Annotated in this window: 18 protein-coding genes; 4 read left to right on the forward strand and 14 right to left on the reverse strand. The window is 59.8% G+C overall.

The features are described from left to right. The first annotated feature begins 93 nt into the window (after positions 1–93). Positions 94–726: a tyrosine-type recombinase/integrase gene (locus QF118_RS00005; RefSeq protein WP_282300585.1), complete on the forward strand. Its 633-nt coding sequence runs from the start codon at positions 94–96 to the stop codon at positions 724–726. 150 nt (positions 727–876) lie between these two features. Here the strand turns inward: QF118_RS00005 and QF118_RS00010 are convergent, their stop codons facing one another. The 8 genes from QF118_RS00010 to QF118_RS00045 form a co-directional block, all read right to left on the reverse strand. Beyond that, on the reverse strand, positions 877–1,365 hold the full coding sequence (locus tag QF118_RS00010; protein WP_282300586.1) for a TIR domain-containing protein: 489 nt from the start codon (positions 1,363–1,365) through the stop codon (positions 877–879). A 45-nt stretch (positions 1,366–1,410) separates the two neighbouring features. Beyond that, on the reverse strand, positions 1,411–2,613 hold the full coding sequence (locus tag QF118_RS00015) for a YuaX family protein (RefSeq protein WP_282300587.1): 1,203 nt from the start codon (positions 2,611–2,613) through the stop codon (positions 1,411–1,413). A gap of 112 nt (positions 2,614–2,725) precedes the next feature. Beyond that, a complete protein-coding gene (locus QF118_RS00020) occupies positions 2,726–3,601 on the reverse strand; it encodes a DUF4231 domain-containing protein (RefSeq protein ID WP_282300588.1) in 876 nt (291 codons plus the stop codon). After that, complete coding sequence (locus tag QF118_RS00025; protein WP_282300589.1) at positions 3,598–3,993, reverse strand: TIR domain-containing protein; 396 nt, start codon at positions 3,991–3,993, stop codon at positions 3,598–3,600. The genes QF118_RS00020 and QF118_RS00025 overlap by 4 nt, the downstream gene beginning before the upstream one ends. Positions 3,994–4,176: 183 nt before the next feature. Continuing rightward, positions 4,177–5,589 carry a TRAFs-binding domain-containing protein gene (locus QF118_RS00030; protein ID WP_282300590.1) on the reverse strand — a complete coding sequence of 471 codons (1,413 nt, stop codon included), beginning with the start codon at positions 5,587–5,589 and terminating at the stop codon, positions 4,177–4,179. 109 nt (positions 5,590–5,698) lie between these two features. After that, positions 5,699–5,956 (reverse strand): hypothetical protein, encoded by a 258-nt coding sequence (locus QF118_RS00035; RefSeq protein WP_282300591.1) that lies wholly within the window; start codon positions 5,954–5,956, stop codon positions 5,699–5,701. A gap of 69 nt (positions 5,957–6,025) precedes the next feature. Further along, positions 6,026–7,075 carry an AAA family ATPase gene (locus tag QF118_RS00040; protein WP_282300592.1) on the reverse strand — a complete coding sequence of 350 codons (1,050 nt, stop codon included), beginning with the start codon at positions 7,073–7,075 and terminating at the stop codon, positions 6,026–6,028. Between the two features lie 491 nt (positions 7,076–7,566). Continuing rightward, on the reverse strand, positions 7,567–8,046 hold the full coding sequence (locus tag QF118_RS00045) for a lytic transglycosylase domain-containing protein (RefSeq protein WP_282300593.1): 480 nt from the start codon (positions 8,044–8,046) through the stop codon (positions 7,567–7,569). Between the two features lie 194 nt (positions 8,047–8,240). On the opposite strand from QF118_RS00045, the gene QF118_RS00050 reads away from it, so the two are divergent. Both QF118_RS00050 and QF118_RS00055 read left to right on the forward strand, forming a co-directional pair. Next, positions 8,241–9,098, forward strand: coding sequence for an SDR family oxidoreductase (locus QF118_RS00050; protein ID WP_282300594.1), 858 nt, complete (start codon positions 8,241–8,243; stop codon positions 9,096–9,098). Positions 9,099–9,105: 7 nt separating this feature from the next. Then, positions 9,106–9,720 carry an exopolysaccharide biosynthesis protein gene (locus tag QF118_RS00055; protein ID WP_282300595.1) on the forward strand — a complete coding sequence of 205 codons (615 nt, stop codon included), beginning with the start codon at positions 9,106–9,108 and terminating at the stop codon, positions 9,718–9,720. 3 nt (positions 9,721–9,723) lie between these two features. Here the strand turns inward: QF118_RS00055 and dxs are convergent, their stop codons facing one another. From dxs to QF118_RS00085, 6 genes are all read right to left on the reverse strand, one after another. After that, a complete protein-coding gene (gene dxs / locus QF118_RS00060; RefSeq protein WP_282300596.1) occupies positions 9,724–11,649 on the reverse strand; it encodes a 1-deoxy-D-xylulose-5-phosphate synthase in 1,926 nt (641 codons plus the stop codon). 15 nt (positions 11,650–11,664) lie between these two features. Further along, complete coding sequence (locus QF118_RS00065) at positions 11,665–12,534, reverse strand: polyprenyl synthetase family protein (RefSeq protein ID WP_282300597.1); 870 nt, start codon at positions 12,532–12,534, stop codon at positions 11,665–11,667. After that, positions 12,524–12,766 carry an exodeoxyribonuclease VII small subunit gene (locus QF118_RS00070; RefSeq protein ID WP_282300598.1) on the reverse strand — a complete coding sequence of 81 codons (243 nt, stop codon included), beginning with the start codon at positions 12,764–12,766 and terminating at the stop codon, positions 12,524–12,526. Before QF118_RS00070 ends, QF118_RS00065 begins: the two co-directional genes overlap by 11 nt. Beyond that, positions 12,763–13,686 carry a histone deacetylase family protein gene (locus QF118_RS00075; protein WP_282300599.1) on the reverse strand — a complete coding sequence of 308 codons (924 nt, stop codon included), beginning with the start codon at positions 13,684–13,686 and terminating at the stop codon, positions 12,763–12,765. The genes QF118_RS00070 and QF118_RS00075 overlap by 4 nt, the downstream gene beginning before the upstream one ends. A gap of 70 nt (positions 13,687–13,756) precedes the next feature. Next, positions 13,757–14,458: a response regulator gene (locus QF118_RS00080; protein ID WP_282300600.1), complete on the reverse strand. Its 702-nt coding sequence runs from the start codon at positions 14,456–14,458 to the stop codon at positions 13,757–13,759. Then, positions 14,455–14,967, reverse strand: coding sequence for a MarR family winged helix-turn-helix transcriptional regulator (locus tag QF118_RS00085; protein ID WP_282300601.1), 513 nt, complete (start codon positions 14,965–14,967; stop codon positions 14,455–14,457). Before QF118_RS00085 ends, QF118_RS00080 begins: the two co-directional genes overlap by 4 nt. A gap of 158 nt (positions 14,968–15,125) precedes the next feature. Here QF118_RS00085 and QF118_RS00090 point away from each other — a divergent pair, with 158 nt between their 5' ends. Then, entirely contained in the window at positions 15,126–15,998 is an 873-nt protein-coding gene (locus QF118_RS00090) for a branched-chain amino acid aminotransferase (protein ID WP_282300602.1), read from the forward strand. The last annotated feature ends 53 nt before the right edge of the window (positions 15,999–16,051 follow it).

Genomic DNA, 16,051 nt, shown 5'->3' on the forward strand with positions numbered 1-16,051 from the left:
CGACCTCAGAGGCAGTGCAGCAATTCTGTGATATGTTGCCTTGTCAACGTCGGGTTGTCGTTGTGGAGGGCATGGCGGATCGGAGGATCAGTCATGGAAACACCAAACCTACCAGCCATTCGCGCGCTAAGACCCGCATGGAACAAGGGACGTATCGTTGGCCAGAAACGACCACTGAAACCAAAACACGTCTGGGCGATCCGCGTCAGACTTGAACTTGCGGAGAACCATCGAGACCTCGCGTTGTTCAACATGGCGATCGACAGCAAACTGCGTGGATGTGACCTAGTGAGGATGAAAGTTGTCGATGTCATGTCGTCTGGTCAGATCAAAGAACGGGCATCGGTGCTTCAAAGCAAAACACAGAAGCCCGTTCGATTTGAGATATCAGAAGGTACGCGCGCTTCGGTCGAAAAGTGGATGGAAGACGAGCTCATGGTCGGGTCCGAGTATCTTTGGCCAGGCCGGTTTCACGAACGCCTTCACATTTCCGCCCGCCAATATGCCCGCATTGTCCGGGACTGGGTCACATCAATTGGCCTAGAAGCCAGCGCATATGGCACGCATTCGATGAGGCGGACGAAGGTGACGCAGATTTACAAGAAGACGGGCAATCTTCGTGCCGTTCAGCTTCTCCTTGGACACACCAAGATGGACAGCACAGTCCGGTACTTGGGCGTCGAACTTGAGGATGCCTTGGCGATTGCGGAAGCTATTGAAATCTAGACTGAAGGGCCGTTCGAGAGGACGGCCCAAAGCGGACATCCGCTACTTAATTCCTCGCTGTGGCGCGGCTTCCGGTAAGCAGACATTAGCACAGATGCGTAGCAATTGATGTCTGGCCGACATTGAACAAGCTCCGATGGTCCTGTGCTTTCAGTCAAATTTCGGATAGTATCTCCATCCACCGTTGATTTCAGCACGGCTCAGTTTTCTAAAGCCACCGGGCCAATTGGCCATCGCGAACTTAAGCGCCTCAAGTGTGTAGGGAATATGTACGACGCAGCCCTTGTCCCGAATGATTGCTGGGCACCTTGCGTCATCCTGCCCATTTTTCTTGCTTAGATTCGCAGCAATTATCGGCAGCCCCAACTCTAGAGCTAACTCCAATTCCCATCGGACGAATTTGTACAAATTCTTAGTTTTATCGCCGACAAGTACCACAACGGCTGTAGACTGTCTCATCCTCTCTCGGAGCTTGGACTTAACATACTCCTCATTCTGGGCGCGGCTTGTCATCGTGTCCAAATCGTGGGCGTTCTGGTATTTAAAATCGATGTTCCGGTTTGCTGTCCAGCCGTTCATGTAGCGGTATGCCCAACCGTCATTATCGCCGTCAAATACTATGTACGCTGCTCCGGGCATCTTTTTGGTCTCCTTCAGTCTAAATGCCTAACCCACCCAAGGGGACTACGTCATGATTTCGTTCCAATCGACCTCGAAACCAGCCTCTTTGAGCTCTTTTCCTAGAGCTTGTTGCCATGCCCCGGCCCCATCAAGCTGAATATACACCACTCCACCAAAATCAGATGGAACTTCCACATCGCCTTGCTTGAAAACGGCCACACGCGAACGGCCAAGTTTTCCGACGAAGTAACCTAGCTCCAATATCACGTTTTGGCGCGCACGCGGCTGCGTGTTTCCGTCCATTGGTCCGCCCACATCATCAGGCGTCAGTAAGACTACAGCAAATCCAACATCGCTATTGGCTTCGATCTTTTCGATCACGGTACGATTTCCGCTTGCTTGTTCGTGCAAAATGATCGGTTCGAAATCTAGGCGAGACAGAAATCTCGCCATCTTCTCTTTGGCGGCTTCGCTATGGCCGTGAACAACAAACACTTTACGTGCCGTCGATGCTGTTCGTTCGGGGATGGTGGTTAACTCCACTATGCCAGTCTCTTGTTTTACGTGGTCGATGAAGTCGCGACCAAATGGTACGAAAACTTGCGCCACCATACCTTGAAGTTCAGGTGTAATCTTTCGACCACCGCTGTTGTAAAAGGTATGAGCGAAGTCGATGGCTCGATCAGGTTTGTCCGCGAACCAGTGCGCTAGTGCAATTGTCATGCCGAGCTCTTCGCGTGGGTCAACTGGCCAGTCTAGTTCCGCACTGCCAACCATACCACCTTGTGTGGCTTCTCCAGCGGTCAGCCATGCGTCCAAGTCCACCAGCCCAACCAGCTCGTCCGACAATTCAACAACTTCATCGGACTTGAGCAGACTGGACAGCTTCTTAATGTGACGATCGAAAGTGTTCATGTCTGCCCACTTCAAGTCATCAATCGTGTTTTCGATCTTTCGAAAAATTGTACCGTCCATGCGCTCATTTTCCTCTCGCCTGTCTCCGGCCATTGTCCGCGCCTTTGCAGCGCGCTGTTCAATCTGTTCTCTCAAGTTGCCTTTAATTCCATCAGTCAGCTCTCTAACCATTGGATTGCGAGAGTAGGCCGCGATACTTGCGTCTACCGCGCCTTCCATCTTTGTAATGGCGGCTTGAATGCTTCCAGGTTGGTTGGGATCGAATTCAACAGTCGCCAAACTGCCGTCGAGGCGTGCAAGCGCTTTCTGCGCCTGATCGAGTTCTTTAAGAAGTTTGTCCAACCCCTGCATTGCCACCTCCTGCACCCGTCCAATAGTCTTGTTTGTTTGGCGCGATCAGAAAGCTGCTGATCTTGCCGTTCTATCTCTTCCAGCGGAAGCTCAAAACTTGTTCCTGAAGCGTTTAGGTTGCATCCCGCCTAGCGACCCACTGTGTATGTTCTCTCGAAAATGCTAGCTCCGCTTCATTGATGAAGTCAGAGAGTGCTTCCTCTGTTTGCACTGACTCCGAGTTGCCGCGAATAATTCCGATCTCGTGGGCAGTGAGATTGTAACTCGCCATCAACTCGCCATGCCGTTTCATTTGCAGCCAGCCGAGGGCCGAGGTCACAATGACAATCAGAGGGTCGAATGCGAGCGTTGCCCAAGGAAGACCCAACCGCTCCGCATTCAGCGCCATCGCTGCAATGACGTACAGGGAGATGATGGCCGTGAACCAACATGTAAGGGCATTCTTGTTTGCCTTCGACTTCTTAGAGTACCATGTCCGCTGATTATCAATTCTGTTTTTGACGTAGTATTCCATCCGCTGATCGAGCGACAATTTCCTGATCTCGTCCATCGATTCAGTGACCTGCTCCGTCACCGGAGTTTCAAGGTTTGCCGCAATATGCCTGTTGGCTTTTAATATGTCTTTTAGGAGGTTTCTGAAATTTGCCTTCGGAATCGCAATGCTGCTCGTATCCTCAAACGGATGCGCACGCATTGAAAATCGCCATGTAGACGTCTTGACCGATTCAGCAAGCGCGCGACAGCGGTACCAGTCTTGATCTAGCCGCTTGAAAATTTTGAATACGAAAAGACCCGCCAGCACGACCAGCAGCAACGTAATGATGAGCGGGTTGATCCCGGACATCCCACGCGTGGCGCTTGCCACGCTGACGCAGAACAGCAGGAAGTATTCCAGCCTAATCGTTCTCAGGAATCGACGCTGTGCTTTGATCGAGCCGTTGTTCGCGCTGTCGTATAGCGCTGGGTATTCAAGATCGGGCGCGCTCAAGTGATCTGCCTTATGCCTGCAACGATGGAGTCCGAGTTCCAGTTCACCACCAAATCGGATGCCTGAGCAACCGCGACCGGCATGACCTGCGCTCCGCGCGGGCGCACACCAAGCACCGGTTTGTTGATGCTGTTTGCGAAGTCCATCTCGAACTTGATCCAGTCGCTGTGGTTGGCCCACATCCCGCCGATGATGATCACGCAGTTGACCGGACGAATTTGACTGCGCAGCTCTTCTTCCATCTTGTACCGCGCCATAGGCCCAAAAGCCTTAGTTTCTGGTACGGAGTAATTGGTAAAGTTGAAATACGGGCGATTGTTAAGCAAGTTCACCATCGCATTGTAGCGTTCGCTGTATGACCACGAATGGCTGATAAAGAGCCGAGTCGACATTTAGTACCTTTCACATGTGGGAATCCCAACTTGTTGTTAGCATAAGGCGAACTAAAGGGGAACATACTTAAGAATCTGTAGTTGCGTATCGTTGTTGATTGAGCAGCTCATTGCACTGGTCACTGGCTGTGGCGCCGGCCGTGACTCATGAAAGTCATTCTCGTCTTTAGAGCAGGCGTGTTTCTATCCTTCAGGTTTGTGTACTTTCAATACCTTGTCTTTCTCAGTTTGATAGGTTTCTTGCTGCCAATCAGCTGGTTTCTGTTCGAAGAACAACGTTTCAAACTTCTGGGCGTCCACGTTCTGCCCCAGAGCAAATAAGCAGTTTGCGAGAGTGGCATACACCCAGACTTGATCCGAGCGTTCTGCAAACTCTGCACTGTCCGCTACTGACAACAATTCTTCGACGATAGTCGTTCGTATCTTCTTAGCGGTCATGCGATCGTACAGAGCTTCGTTTTCGTCTTCTTGTAGTCCTGCCCGAACCTCGATGCAGGTGGCCGCATTTTCCCCGTTATAATAGTCGCCTCTGAGTTCGAAACCCTTTTCATAGTACTGTATTGCTTGGTCCAGCGTCGCTGGATCATCGTTATGACTCCACAGCCTCTTATAGATTGCACCACTCAGGCCAAGGGTTTCTGGATCATTAGACTTTTCCGGTTCCAACGGCTCCAAGATCGTTAGCGCACGCATCAAGGCCAACGGCTCTGAAGGCTGCTTAGATTTGTAGGTGTGCAAAGCGGTTTGTTGTCGGAGATATGGGTTCTGGGGTCGCATCTCCAGCAGCGCCTTGAACTTCTTTGCTGCCGTCAAGTGGTCCGACGCATCCGCAGCTTCTTCAGCCTTCGTCAGAAGAGTCGAAAACTTCTCTTGAGCTTCTTCGGCGTCGACCAAAACCTTTTCAAACTCTTCATCTGTGAAAGTCGGTTGGCGTAAGAATGGGATGTACGTGTAGACTGGACTATCCGGACGCGGGTTCTCAGAGATGTCGCCAATTAAGGCTCCAAGATCGGCCTGAGCTCTCTTGGCTTCACGGCTACCTATATCTTCGCCAAGGTGTTCATACATAAATGTGGCTGTGTGATCCAAGTCGAAGTGCAGTTTCCCTTGTTTCTCCTTCATCACAATAGTTGAGAATGGGCGCAATGCGTGTCGCACGCCAAGTTCGTAAACTGCATTCACATTTCCGGTTGAAATGTCTGCGACCACCAAGTCTGCTCGCAGAAGCATCTCGTACATTCGAACATCTATCACACCAGAGTGTAAAATCTCGTTGGCCCTGATGCATCGATAACCGCTTGTCTCAACCGCAGGCTGAATTATTGCCTCGTAAGTCGCATCCAGATCAAGAAGACGGCCAGATTCATAGTCGGTCTTTTTTCCAAACCCCATCACTACAAAGCAAATCTTTTGAGCGTCGCCCATAACAAAAGCACCTATTATTCGATTGAGGCTATCGTAAAGGTTGAGTGGCTGCCAAAGCAATCGATATGTCGGGTTCGGCCGCTTCAATCGAAGGTCTGCTTTGGTGATCACAGGAAGCCCCCGCTGCTTTGCAGCGAATTCACACTTCCCGCCCTCTGTGCCGATCACCATGCAGCAGTGGAATGGACCTGCCGGATTGACCGCTCCTGCGACATGGTCGGGGCGCTTTCACGCCTGCGGCGAACTTCCAGTAACCGCCCCCGATACGACACTCTTAGTTTCAATCGTCCTCACTTGTGTCGACAGGCATCACCGACTTGCGTGCGATCGACATCCACCACCATTCACCGGACCCATCGCGCTTTCGAATGCCGATCTTGTCGAGCCGCAGGTTTCGGAAAGCAAGATTTTCCTTCTGGAGGTCCGCCGCGGAGATCTCTCCCCGCGCCAGCCGTTCTTCATCGCGCTCCCTGGAGCGCGCCTTTTGCTTCTGCCGTTCCGCAAAGCTAAAATATCGGTTTTCTTCATCGTCAGCCATCTCATCCATCCTTTTCCCAAGACCCCGACGCCCTTGAGCTGCCGCCGGAACCTATCATCATCTGGAACATCAGTGCAGCACCGGCTGGTGGAAGGTCACCTCAACGGCATCCAGCAGCCGGAGGACGTTCCGGAGACTGAGCAGCTGCGGCTGCCTGATGGCGTCGATTACCTCTTGAACGGCGTCTACGGCATCCATCGGCAGGCCCCGTCTGGCTCCTTCCCGAGCAGCAAAGCCCTTCAGGTGATCGAGCGACAAGGACGGCAGTTCCAGTGGTGGGCAGCGGCTCAGGAACGGCTGCGTGAGCCCCTGCAGGCTGTTGGCGGTCAGAACCCAGATGATCCAGGACATGTCGAATTTCACCCGGAAGTATGGGCACGCCCAACCTTGGGCCGTAGTTCTCTCCAGCAGGGGCAGGAGGCCTTCGGCCAGATCGAAGGATCGCCCACTCGTCGACTGCGGTGACCCAGCCTTGTCGATCTCATCAACCACGATGACAGGGTTGGCGATCTTGGACGCCATGACGGATTGAACGGCCTTGCCCGGCTCGGCGCTCGACCAGCCACGCTGTGAGCCGCTCACCACGAATGAGGCCGGTTCGCTAGTTGCTTCGATGGTTGTGGTCGGAACCCCGATGTGTTCCCCCAAGAGACGGGCCCAATGGCTCTTGCCGATCCCCGGTGGACCAAGCAAGAGCAGTGGCGATATGCGTGGCCCCGCATCACCCCGGCGCACTGACGAGCGAAGGTCATGCCAGACCCGCTCTGTCGCAGCAGCCATCCAGGGCATCTCGGTGTGCAGGGCGCTCGCGATCTCGTCCGCCTGATGCTCGCTCTTGATTTCGATGAGATCGACGCCACCGCGGAAAGCTTCCATCTTCTCGCGATCACTGCGGTCAAGGTGTCCCATGCCGGACGCGCGATGGACGGCCTCGAAGTACGCGACGACCCGGCGTTCGATCTTGTCGCGGTCTTCAGCAGGGATGTGCCTCAGGGAGCGCGCCGGATGTCGCTCGGCACGAAAGTTCGCGAGAAACTTTTTCAGGCGGTCTTCGACTTCGTACCTCTCCGGGGCTCCCAGGCGGCGGAAGTTGACGTCGGCGAAACGTATCTTGGGCATTGGACTCCTTTCTTCCCCGAACCGAGCGAGATCGCGCAGGTCAGGAACAGCAGCGACGCTGCGATTGGCATGTGTAGGAGGGTCCGGACCCTTGGGAACGAAATGAGAACAAAGAGCGGCCGCCGTCAATCTCCCAGCCGAGGCTGCGTGCGGCCCAGGCTGCGCCATGGCGATGACAGGCCAGATTTCACGTAAGTCATTGAAAAACAAAAAGACCATCGGCAACCCCTGTTGCCGATGGCCATTCTTAACCTGTGTAAAGGTCAATTTTCCTGGGAAAAGGTCACATTATGCTGCGTCCGACAACAAGGTTCTCGCGCCAATGGGCGTGAAAGGCCTCTTCCATGCCCAGTTTGATCTTGCCTTTGAAAAACGCGCAGCGAATGAACATTCCGGCCTACTTTCCTGCCAAGGGGGCACCAGCGCCCCGGTCCGGAGAACTGTTACAGGCTTGCCCCCGATGCGCCAAGAAAAACCCGCCCGTCAAGCGATCAGCCCGGCCGCAGCCCGGTTTCCACCAGCAGACCCTTGCGCTTGGCCTCGTAGTAATAGCCCTTGGCGTACCACCCGATGGCCGCATCATGGTTGCCATCCGCCACCACATAGGCGCCCTTCAGATACTTCAGCGCGTATTTCAGGTTGGTTCCGGCATCCAGCAACTCTTCGTTCCGGCCTTTGAACCCCATGGTACGCGCGGTCTGCGGCAGGATCTGGAACAGCCCCCAATAGGGGCCATTGCGCGCGCCCGGCCGGTGGCTGCTTTCACGGATGGCCAGCCGGTGCACCAATGGGCGGGGCAGGTCATAATGGTCCGACCACTGGTTGATCAGCGCCCGCAATTCCGGCGTTTCATTGGGGTACAGCGGCGGATCGAACCGTTCCTTTGATGGGGCCGCCTTCTTTGGGGCGGGGGCCGAACAGGCGATGGGCAGGCTGAGCAGGCTCAGCAGAAACGCACGGCGGGCAAACATGGTGAACTCCTGAAACGACTGCCCTGCCTCTACCCCCCGCATCGATTCCCGGCGAGTCCCCGCTTGACGCATCGGCAGGCTCCCGCGCATGGGCGCCTGCGCCCCTTGTCCGCGCGGCGCGGCAGGGCATTCCCACGCAGAACATTCTGCCTATCGGCTTGAAACGGGGCAGCATTCGCGCCACTTACATCGTCATGTCCGGCACACTCCTTTCCCTGGGCCACGGCTATTCGGCCAGCGCCCTGTCCCGCAATCTCCTGCCGCAAGGCTGGACGATCCTTGGCACCACGCGCTCGGCCGACAAGGCAGAGCAGATCCGCGCCACCGGCGTGCAGCCCGTCCTGTGGGACGAACAGAGCCTGTCAAAGGCGCTGGAGCAATGCACCCACCTGTTGATTTCCGCCGGGCCCGACGATCAGGGCGACCCGGCGCTGCGCCTGCTGCATGACCAGATCGCCGCCCGCGCCCCTGATCTGCACTGGGCCGGCTACCTGTCGACCACCGGCGTCTACGGCGACCATCACGGCGCCTGGATCGACGAGGCAACGCCCCTGACCCCATCGACCAGCCGCGGGGCCGCACGCGTTCAGGCCGAGGCCGCCTGGGGCGCCATTGCACACCTGCCGCTGCACGTCTTTCGCCTTGCCGGGATCTATGGTCCGGGGCGCGGGCCGTTTTCCAAGGTCCGAAACGGCACCGCGCGGCGTATCGTCAAACCGGGGCAGGTGTTCAGCCGCATCCATGTCGACGATATCGCCCAGGTGCTCGAAGCCTCGATCAAGGCGCCCAACCCCGGCGCGGTCTACAACCTGTGTGACGACGACCCCGCCCCGCCGCAGGACGTGATCGCCCATGCCGCGCAACTGTTGGGGCTTCCGGTGCCGCCGGAAATCCCCTTTGAGCAGGCCGACCTGTCCGCGATGGCGCGCAGCTTTTATTCCGAAAGCAAGCGCGTCTCGAATGCGCGCATCAAGGACGAGCTGGGCGTGACCCTTCTGTACCCCGATTACCGCGCCGGGCTGGCCGCCCTTTTGCACGCCGAAAGCGCCTGAGCCCGCCATGCCCGCCCCGGTGAACGGTCCGCTGAAAGGCCCGCCCGAAAGCCTGACCCAGCTGCTGGATGCCGTCCAGCCGCAAGGCGACGAAGATCACGTATCGGTGGGCGACATGCTGGAACGCGTCGGCGGGCGGTCCTTTCCGGCGGTGATCATGGTGCCCGCGGTGCTGCTGGTCTCGCCGCTGTCGGGCATTCCGGGCACCCCGACGCTGGGCGCGCTGATCGTGCTGATCTGCGCCTTTCAGGGACTTCTGGGGCGCGATCACCTGTGGTTGCCGGGGCTTTTGACACGGCGCAGCGTGTCCTCGGGCAAACTGCAAAAAGCGGTGAACTGGCTGCGCCGTCCGGCCGCCTTCATGGACCGTCACAGCAAGGGCCGGTTTCACCTGCTGACCGCCGGGCCGATGCGGCTGCTGGCCTTTGCCATTTCGATCGTGATCGCCCTGTCCTGGCCGGTGCTGGAACTGCTGCCCTTTTTCACATCCTTCAGCGCCGGGGCCACCGCGATGATCATGTTCGGCCTGATGACGCGCGACGGCGCCTACCTGCTGGCAGGCTACGTGCAAAGCGCCGTGATCTTCGTGCTGCTGGTGACGATCTGGACGGGGCTGGTCTAGGCCTCAGGCCTGTTTGTCCAGCACCTGAACCCCCAGCACGGTCAACACCTTGGCCTCGATATCCTCGGCGTTCATGCCGGCGACGGCATACATGTCGCTGGGGTTGGCCTGGTCGATGAAGGTATCGGGAAACACCATCGAGCGGTATTTCAGACCGTGGTCAAACACGCCCTCGTCCGACAAAAGCTGGGCCACGTGGCTGCCAAAGCCGCCAACCGCGCCCTCTTCGATCGTGATCAGCGCCTCGTGGTCGCGCGCAAGACGCAGGATCAGGTCGCGGTCCAGCGGTTTGGCAAAGCGGGCATCGGCGATGGTCGGCGTGATCCCGCGTGCACGCAGCGCCTCGGAGGCTTTCAGAACCTCGCCCAGGCGGGTGCCAAAGGACAGGATCGCGACGGTCTTGCCCTCCTGGATCATCCGGCCCTTGCCGATTTCCAGAACCCGCCCGCGTTCGGGCATCTCGACCCCCTCGCCTTCGCCGCGCGGATAGCGAAAGGCAATCGGCCCCTCGTCATGCGCGGCGGCGGTGGCGACCATGTGTTTCAGCTCGGCCTCGTCGGCGGCGGCCATGACGACCATCCCCGGCAGGTTCGCCATGAAGGCAATGTCAAAACTGCCCGCATGGGTGGCCCCGTCGGCCCCCACCAGCCCGGCCCGGTCAATGGCAAAGCGCACCGGCAGGCGCTGGATCGCCACGTCATGCACCACCTGATCGTACCCACGCTGCAGGAAGGTCGAATACATCGCGCAGAACGGTTTCATCCCGCCCGCAGCCAGACCGGCGCAGAACGTCACGCCATGCTGTTCGGCAATGCCGACGTCGAAACAGCGCGACGGATAGCGTTCGGCAAACAGATCAAGGCCCGTACCATCGGGCATCGCGGCGGTCACCGCGCAAATCTGCGGATCTTCGGCGGCGTGCTGCAACAGCGCCTCGGCAAAGACCTTGGTATAGGACGGCGCGTTGGACGGCGCCTTTTTCTGCTCGCCGGTGGCGACATCGAACTTGCCGCGCGCATGGCCCTTGTCAGGCGCATGTTCGGCGTGGCGATAGCCCTTGCCCTTTTTCGTCAGAACGTGGATCAGGATCGGCCCGGTGGCGCGCTGGCGCACCGTGCGCAGCACCGGCAACAGTTGGTCCATGTCATGTCCGTCGATCGGCCCGACATAGCTGAACCCCAACTCCTCGAACAGGGTGCCGCCCACGGTCATGCCCTTGATCATTTCCTTCGCGCGCTTGGCCCCTTCGCGGAAGGGTTCGGGCAGGAAACTGACGGCGCCCTTGGCGGCGGCCTTGAGGTCCTGGAACGGCGCCTCGGCATAAAGCCGCGTCAGGTAGGACGACATGGCCCCTGTCGGCGGGGCAATCGACATTTCATTGTCATTCAGGATCACGATCAGCCGCTTGCCCAGATGGCCCGCGTTGTTCAGCGCCTCATAGGCCATGCCCGCGCTGATGCTGCCATCCCCGATCACCGCGATGGCATCGCCATGCCCGGTGTCGCAATTGCCGCCCAGATCGCGCGCCACGGCAAAACCCAGCGCCGCGCTGATCGAAGTGCTGGAATGCGCCGCGCCAAAGGGGTCAAAGGGCGACTCGGACCGTTTGGTAAAGCCCGACAGCCCGTCCTTTTGACGCAAGGTCCCCATGCGGTCGCGCCGCCCGGTCAGGATCTTGTGCGGGTAACACTGGTGGCTGACGTCCCAGATGATCTTGTCACGCGGCGCGTCGAACACCGCGTGCAGGGCAACCGTCAATTCGACCACCCCAAGCCCAGCGCCCAGATGCCCCCCGGTCTTCGAAACCGCATGGATCGTCTCGGCGCGCACCTCTTGCGCCAGCTGCGTCAGCTGCGCATCGGAAAACTGCTTCATGTCGGCAGGCAGCGCGACGCGGTCAAGCAAGGGGGTATCGGGTTTGTCAGGCATTGGGGCCTCGGTCGTTCAGTTACGGCGCGAAATAACGAAACGGGCGGCATCCCGCAAGCAATCGGCCTTGTCACCATAGACAGATAAGGCATCACATGCCTCATTCACGAGGTTTTCCGCGCGGCGTTTCGCCCCGTCCAACCCCAGCAGGCTGACAAAGGTGGCCTTGCCCCGTCCCGCATCCTTGCCCACCGCCTTGCCGACAGTGGCGGCATCGCCTTCGACATCCAGGATGTCATCGGCAATCTGGAAGGCCAGGCCAAGCGCCTGGCCATAACGGCGCAGCGGCGCAGGGTCGGCCCCGGCCATCACCGCCCCCGCCGTCGCTGACCATTCGATCAGGGCACCGGTCTTGCCGCGTTGCAGGTCGGTGATCTGGTCCAGCGTCAGCGGCTCGGCGGCGCTTTCGGCGGCGATGTCCATCGCCTGGCCGCCCACCATGCCGCGCAACCCTGCCGCCCGCGCCAAGGATGCCGACAGCGCCAACCGCGCCGATGCCGGCAGATCACCCAAGGCGACGCTTTCAAAGGCCAGCGCCTGCAAGGCATCGCCAACCAGCAGCGCCGTGCCTTCGTCCCAGACCCGGTGCACCGTCGGACGACCCCGCCGCAGGTCATCGTCGTCCATGCAGGGCATGTCGTCATGCACCAGAGAATAGGCGTGGATGCACTCTACCGCCGTGGCAGCGGGCGCCGCCAGGTCCGGGGCCAGCCCATGCGCCCTGGCGCCTTCGAACACCAGGAAGGCGCGCAGGCATTTGCCGCCCTCGACCGCGTACAGCATCGCCTGCGCGACCGTGCCTTCGTCAGCGCGCAACAGGTCGCCAAGCGTGGCTTGCACCCGGTCCGCCGCCCCGCTCAGCGCGGATTGCAACTCATCCGGCATCGACGGGCTTTGTCCCAACCGGGTTGCCATCGGCGTCCAGCGTGATCGCGGCGACCTTTTCCTCGGCTTCCTTCAGCTTGGCGTCACAGCGTTTGCGCAGCTCGGCGCCGCGTTCATACAGGCGGATCGAATCCTCAAGCGCCACGTCGCCCCGCTCCAGCTGGCCGACGACCTGTTCCAACTCGGCCATGGCCTGCTCAAAACTCATCTCTTCGATCGGTGCGTCGCTCATGCGCCTGCCTCCATCAGTATCTCGACATGCGCCTTGGCGGCCTGCGCCAAGGCTGCCAGATCGTAGCCGCCCTCCAACACAGAGACCACACGCCCCTGCGCTTTTTGTTCAGCAACCGTGCAGATTTCCCGCGTGATCCAGCGGAAGTCCTCAAGCCCCCAGTTCAGCTGCGCCAGCGGGTCGTCCTGGTGCGCATCAAACCCCGCCGAGATCACGATCAGCTCGGGCTCAAAGGCCCGGAGGCGCTGCAGGGCGGGCGTCCAGGCGGCGCGCATCTCGGCCCCGCCGCTTTCCGGCGCCAAAGGCAGGTTCAGCACGTTGTCATGAGCGCCGCGCTCATCGGCGCCGCCGGTGCCGGGCCACAGCGGCATTTGATGGCTGCCGATGAACAGCGCGCGCGCCTCGTTCCACAACAGGTCCTGCGTGCCATTGCCGTGATGCACGTCGAAATCCAGAACAGCAACCCGCGCCAACCCGTGCCGCTCCAACGCATGTTTCGCCGCCAGCGCGGCATTGCCGAACAGGCAAAACCCCATCGGCGTCTCGGTCTCGGCGTGATGCCCGGGGGGACGCGTGGCACAAAAGGCGTTGGCCACCTCGCCGCCCATCACCATGTCGACCGCCTTCAACGCCGCGCCCGCCGCCCGCCGCGCCGCCCGAACGGAACCCGGCGACATCCAGGTATCGGCGTCCAACTGCGCGTTGCCCGATGCAGGCTCGGCCGCAACGATCCGGTCGACATAGGCCTGCGGATGACACAGCCGCAAATCCTCGTCCGCCGCCTCGGGCGCCGTCACCCGGACAAGGTCCAGCGCCTGCAACCCATGCAGGACATGGTCAAGCCGCGCAACCTGTTCGGGATGACCCTGAGGGGTGACATGCTCCAGACAATCCGCGTGAGTGATAAGTGCCGTGGCCATATGCGCCCGCCCCCTGCTTCTTCTTGGAAAAAATACTCAAATTCCGCGCCCGATGCCGGACGCGCCGCCATCAGTCCGGAGCCAGCATATACCCCGCGCCCCGCACCGTCTGCAAATAGCGCGGCTGCTTGGGATCAGCCTCCAGCTTGCGGCGGAGCCGGGTGATCTGGACATCGACCGCGCGTTCCTGCGCCTGTCCCTTGTCACGGCCCAGGTCCTCGACCAGCTTGGCGCGGCTGATCGCCTCGCCGGGCTGGCGCGAAAAGATCCGCATCAGCTGGCTTTCCGTCGCCGTCAACCGCACCAGGTCATCGCCGCACCACATCTCTCCGCGCTCGATATCATAGCGAAAGGCGCCCATTGTCAGCAGCTTGGGCGTTGTCGCCTCGGCGGTGGTTTCCGGCATCCGGCGCAGGATTGCGTTGATCCGCAACAGCAGTTCCTTGGGCTCGAAAGGCTTGGCAAGGTAGTCGTCCGCCCCCGCCTCCAGCCCGGCAATCCGGTCTTCGGTTTCCGCCTTGGCGGTCAGCAGCAGGATCGGCGTCGTGCTGGTTTCGCGAATGCCGCGGGTCAGGCTTACGCCATCCTCGCCCGGCATCATCACGTCCAGCACGATCATGTCGAATTCCAGCCCCGACAGCAGACGCCGCGCATGGGCGGCATCGCGGGCGGCGCTGACAAGGAACCCGTGCCGGACAAGGAATTTCTGCAACAGCCCCCGGATCCGTTCGTCATCATCGACAATCAGCAGATGTGCATCCGGTTCGCTCATCCCCGACCCTCCCGCAGCCTGAGCGACTGACCGCGCATCTCGGGGTCCATCATCGCCTCAAGCACCCGGCGAAAGCCGGTCACCGCCTCGGGCCCGGCCTGTTTGTAGGCCGCGCGCATCCGCGCCCGCTGGGCATCGGACAGGCGGCGTTCCAGCGCCGCGCCCTCTTCGGTCAGGAACAGGTGGCGTTCCCGTTTGTCCTGGCGCCCGACGCGGGATTCGACCAGCCCGTCCTCGATCAGCGTGCGCAGCACCCGGTTCAGCGACTGCTTGGTCACGCCCAGGATCGACAAGAGGTTGTTCACCGTCGTCCCCGGCGCGCCATGAATGAAATGCAGGGCCCGGTGATGCGCCCGCCCATAGCTGAGCGTCGCCAGAATGCGATCGGGATCCGCCGTGAACCCGCGATAGGCAAAGAACATCGCCTCGATCCCCTGCCGCAGCTGTTCGTCAGTGAGATACAAAAGCGTCTCGCCCCCGACAGTCTGGTTGCTTTGCGCTTCGGACATACCCTGCCTCATTGGTCAAACCCCGGTTGCCGCAGTTTAAGTCAGCCTTGTTGACATTCCAAGTCGGAACTGGTAGCGAATCTCAGTTTTTGCGCAACTTTATGTCCGAACCGGACGTTTCACGCGCAATATTTGAAAAGCGCACGCAGGAGGATGCTATGGCAATTGGCGCATATGATGACCGTGACGGCAAGATCTGGATGGATGGCGCGCTCGTAGACTGGCGCTCGGCCCAGGTCCACGTGCTGACCCACGCCCTGCATTACGCCAGCTCGGTCTTCGAGGGCGAGCGGGCCTACAACGGCAAGATCTTCCTGTCGCGCAAGCATTCGGAACGGCTGCATTTTTCCGCCGGCGAACTGGATTTCAAGATCCCCTACACCGTCGATGAAATCGAGGCCGCAAAGCAGGCCGTGCTGGAAGCCAACGGGCTGACCGACGCCTATGTGCGGGCGGTGGCCTGGCGCGGCGCAGGTCCGGACATGGGTGTCGCCTCGGCGCGCAACCCGGTGCGCCTGGCCATCGCCGCCTGGGAATGGGGCAGCTATTACGGCGACGCCAAGATGAAAGGCGCCAAGCTGGACATCGCCAAGTGGAAACGCCCGTCGCCGGAAACCATCCCGGTGCATGCCAAGGCCGCGGGTCTTTACATGATCTGCACCACCTCCAAGCACGCGGCCGAGGCCAAGGGCTGTTCGGATGCGCTGTTCATGGATTACCGCGGCTACGTGGCCGAGGCGACCGGCGCGAACATCTTTTTCGTCAAGGACGGCGAAGTGCACACGCCCAAGCCCGACTGCTTCCTGAACGGCCTGACCCGGCAGACCGTGATCCAGATGCTCAAGGACCGCGGCGTGACGGTGAACGAACGCCACATCATGCCCGAAGAGCTGGAAGGCTTTGAACAGTGCTGGCTGACCGGCACCGCCGCCGAGGTCACCCCTGTCGGGCAGATCGGCGACTATACCTTTGAGGTTGGCGCCCTGACCCGCGAGATCGCGGAAAGCTATGAAAAGCTGGTCCGCAGCTAAGCGCGGGCCTGAACGGCAAAGCGGGGGCGCCGGGGAAACCTGGCGCCCCTTGC

The organism is Tropicibacter oceani (assembly GCF_029958925.1).
GTDB classification, from domain to species: Bacteria; Pseudomonadota; Alphaproteobacteria; order Rhodobacterales; family Rhodobacteraceae; genus Pacificoceanicola; species Pacificoceanicola oceani.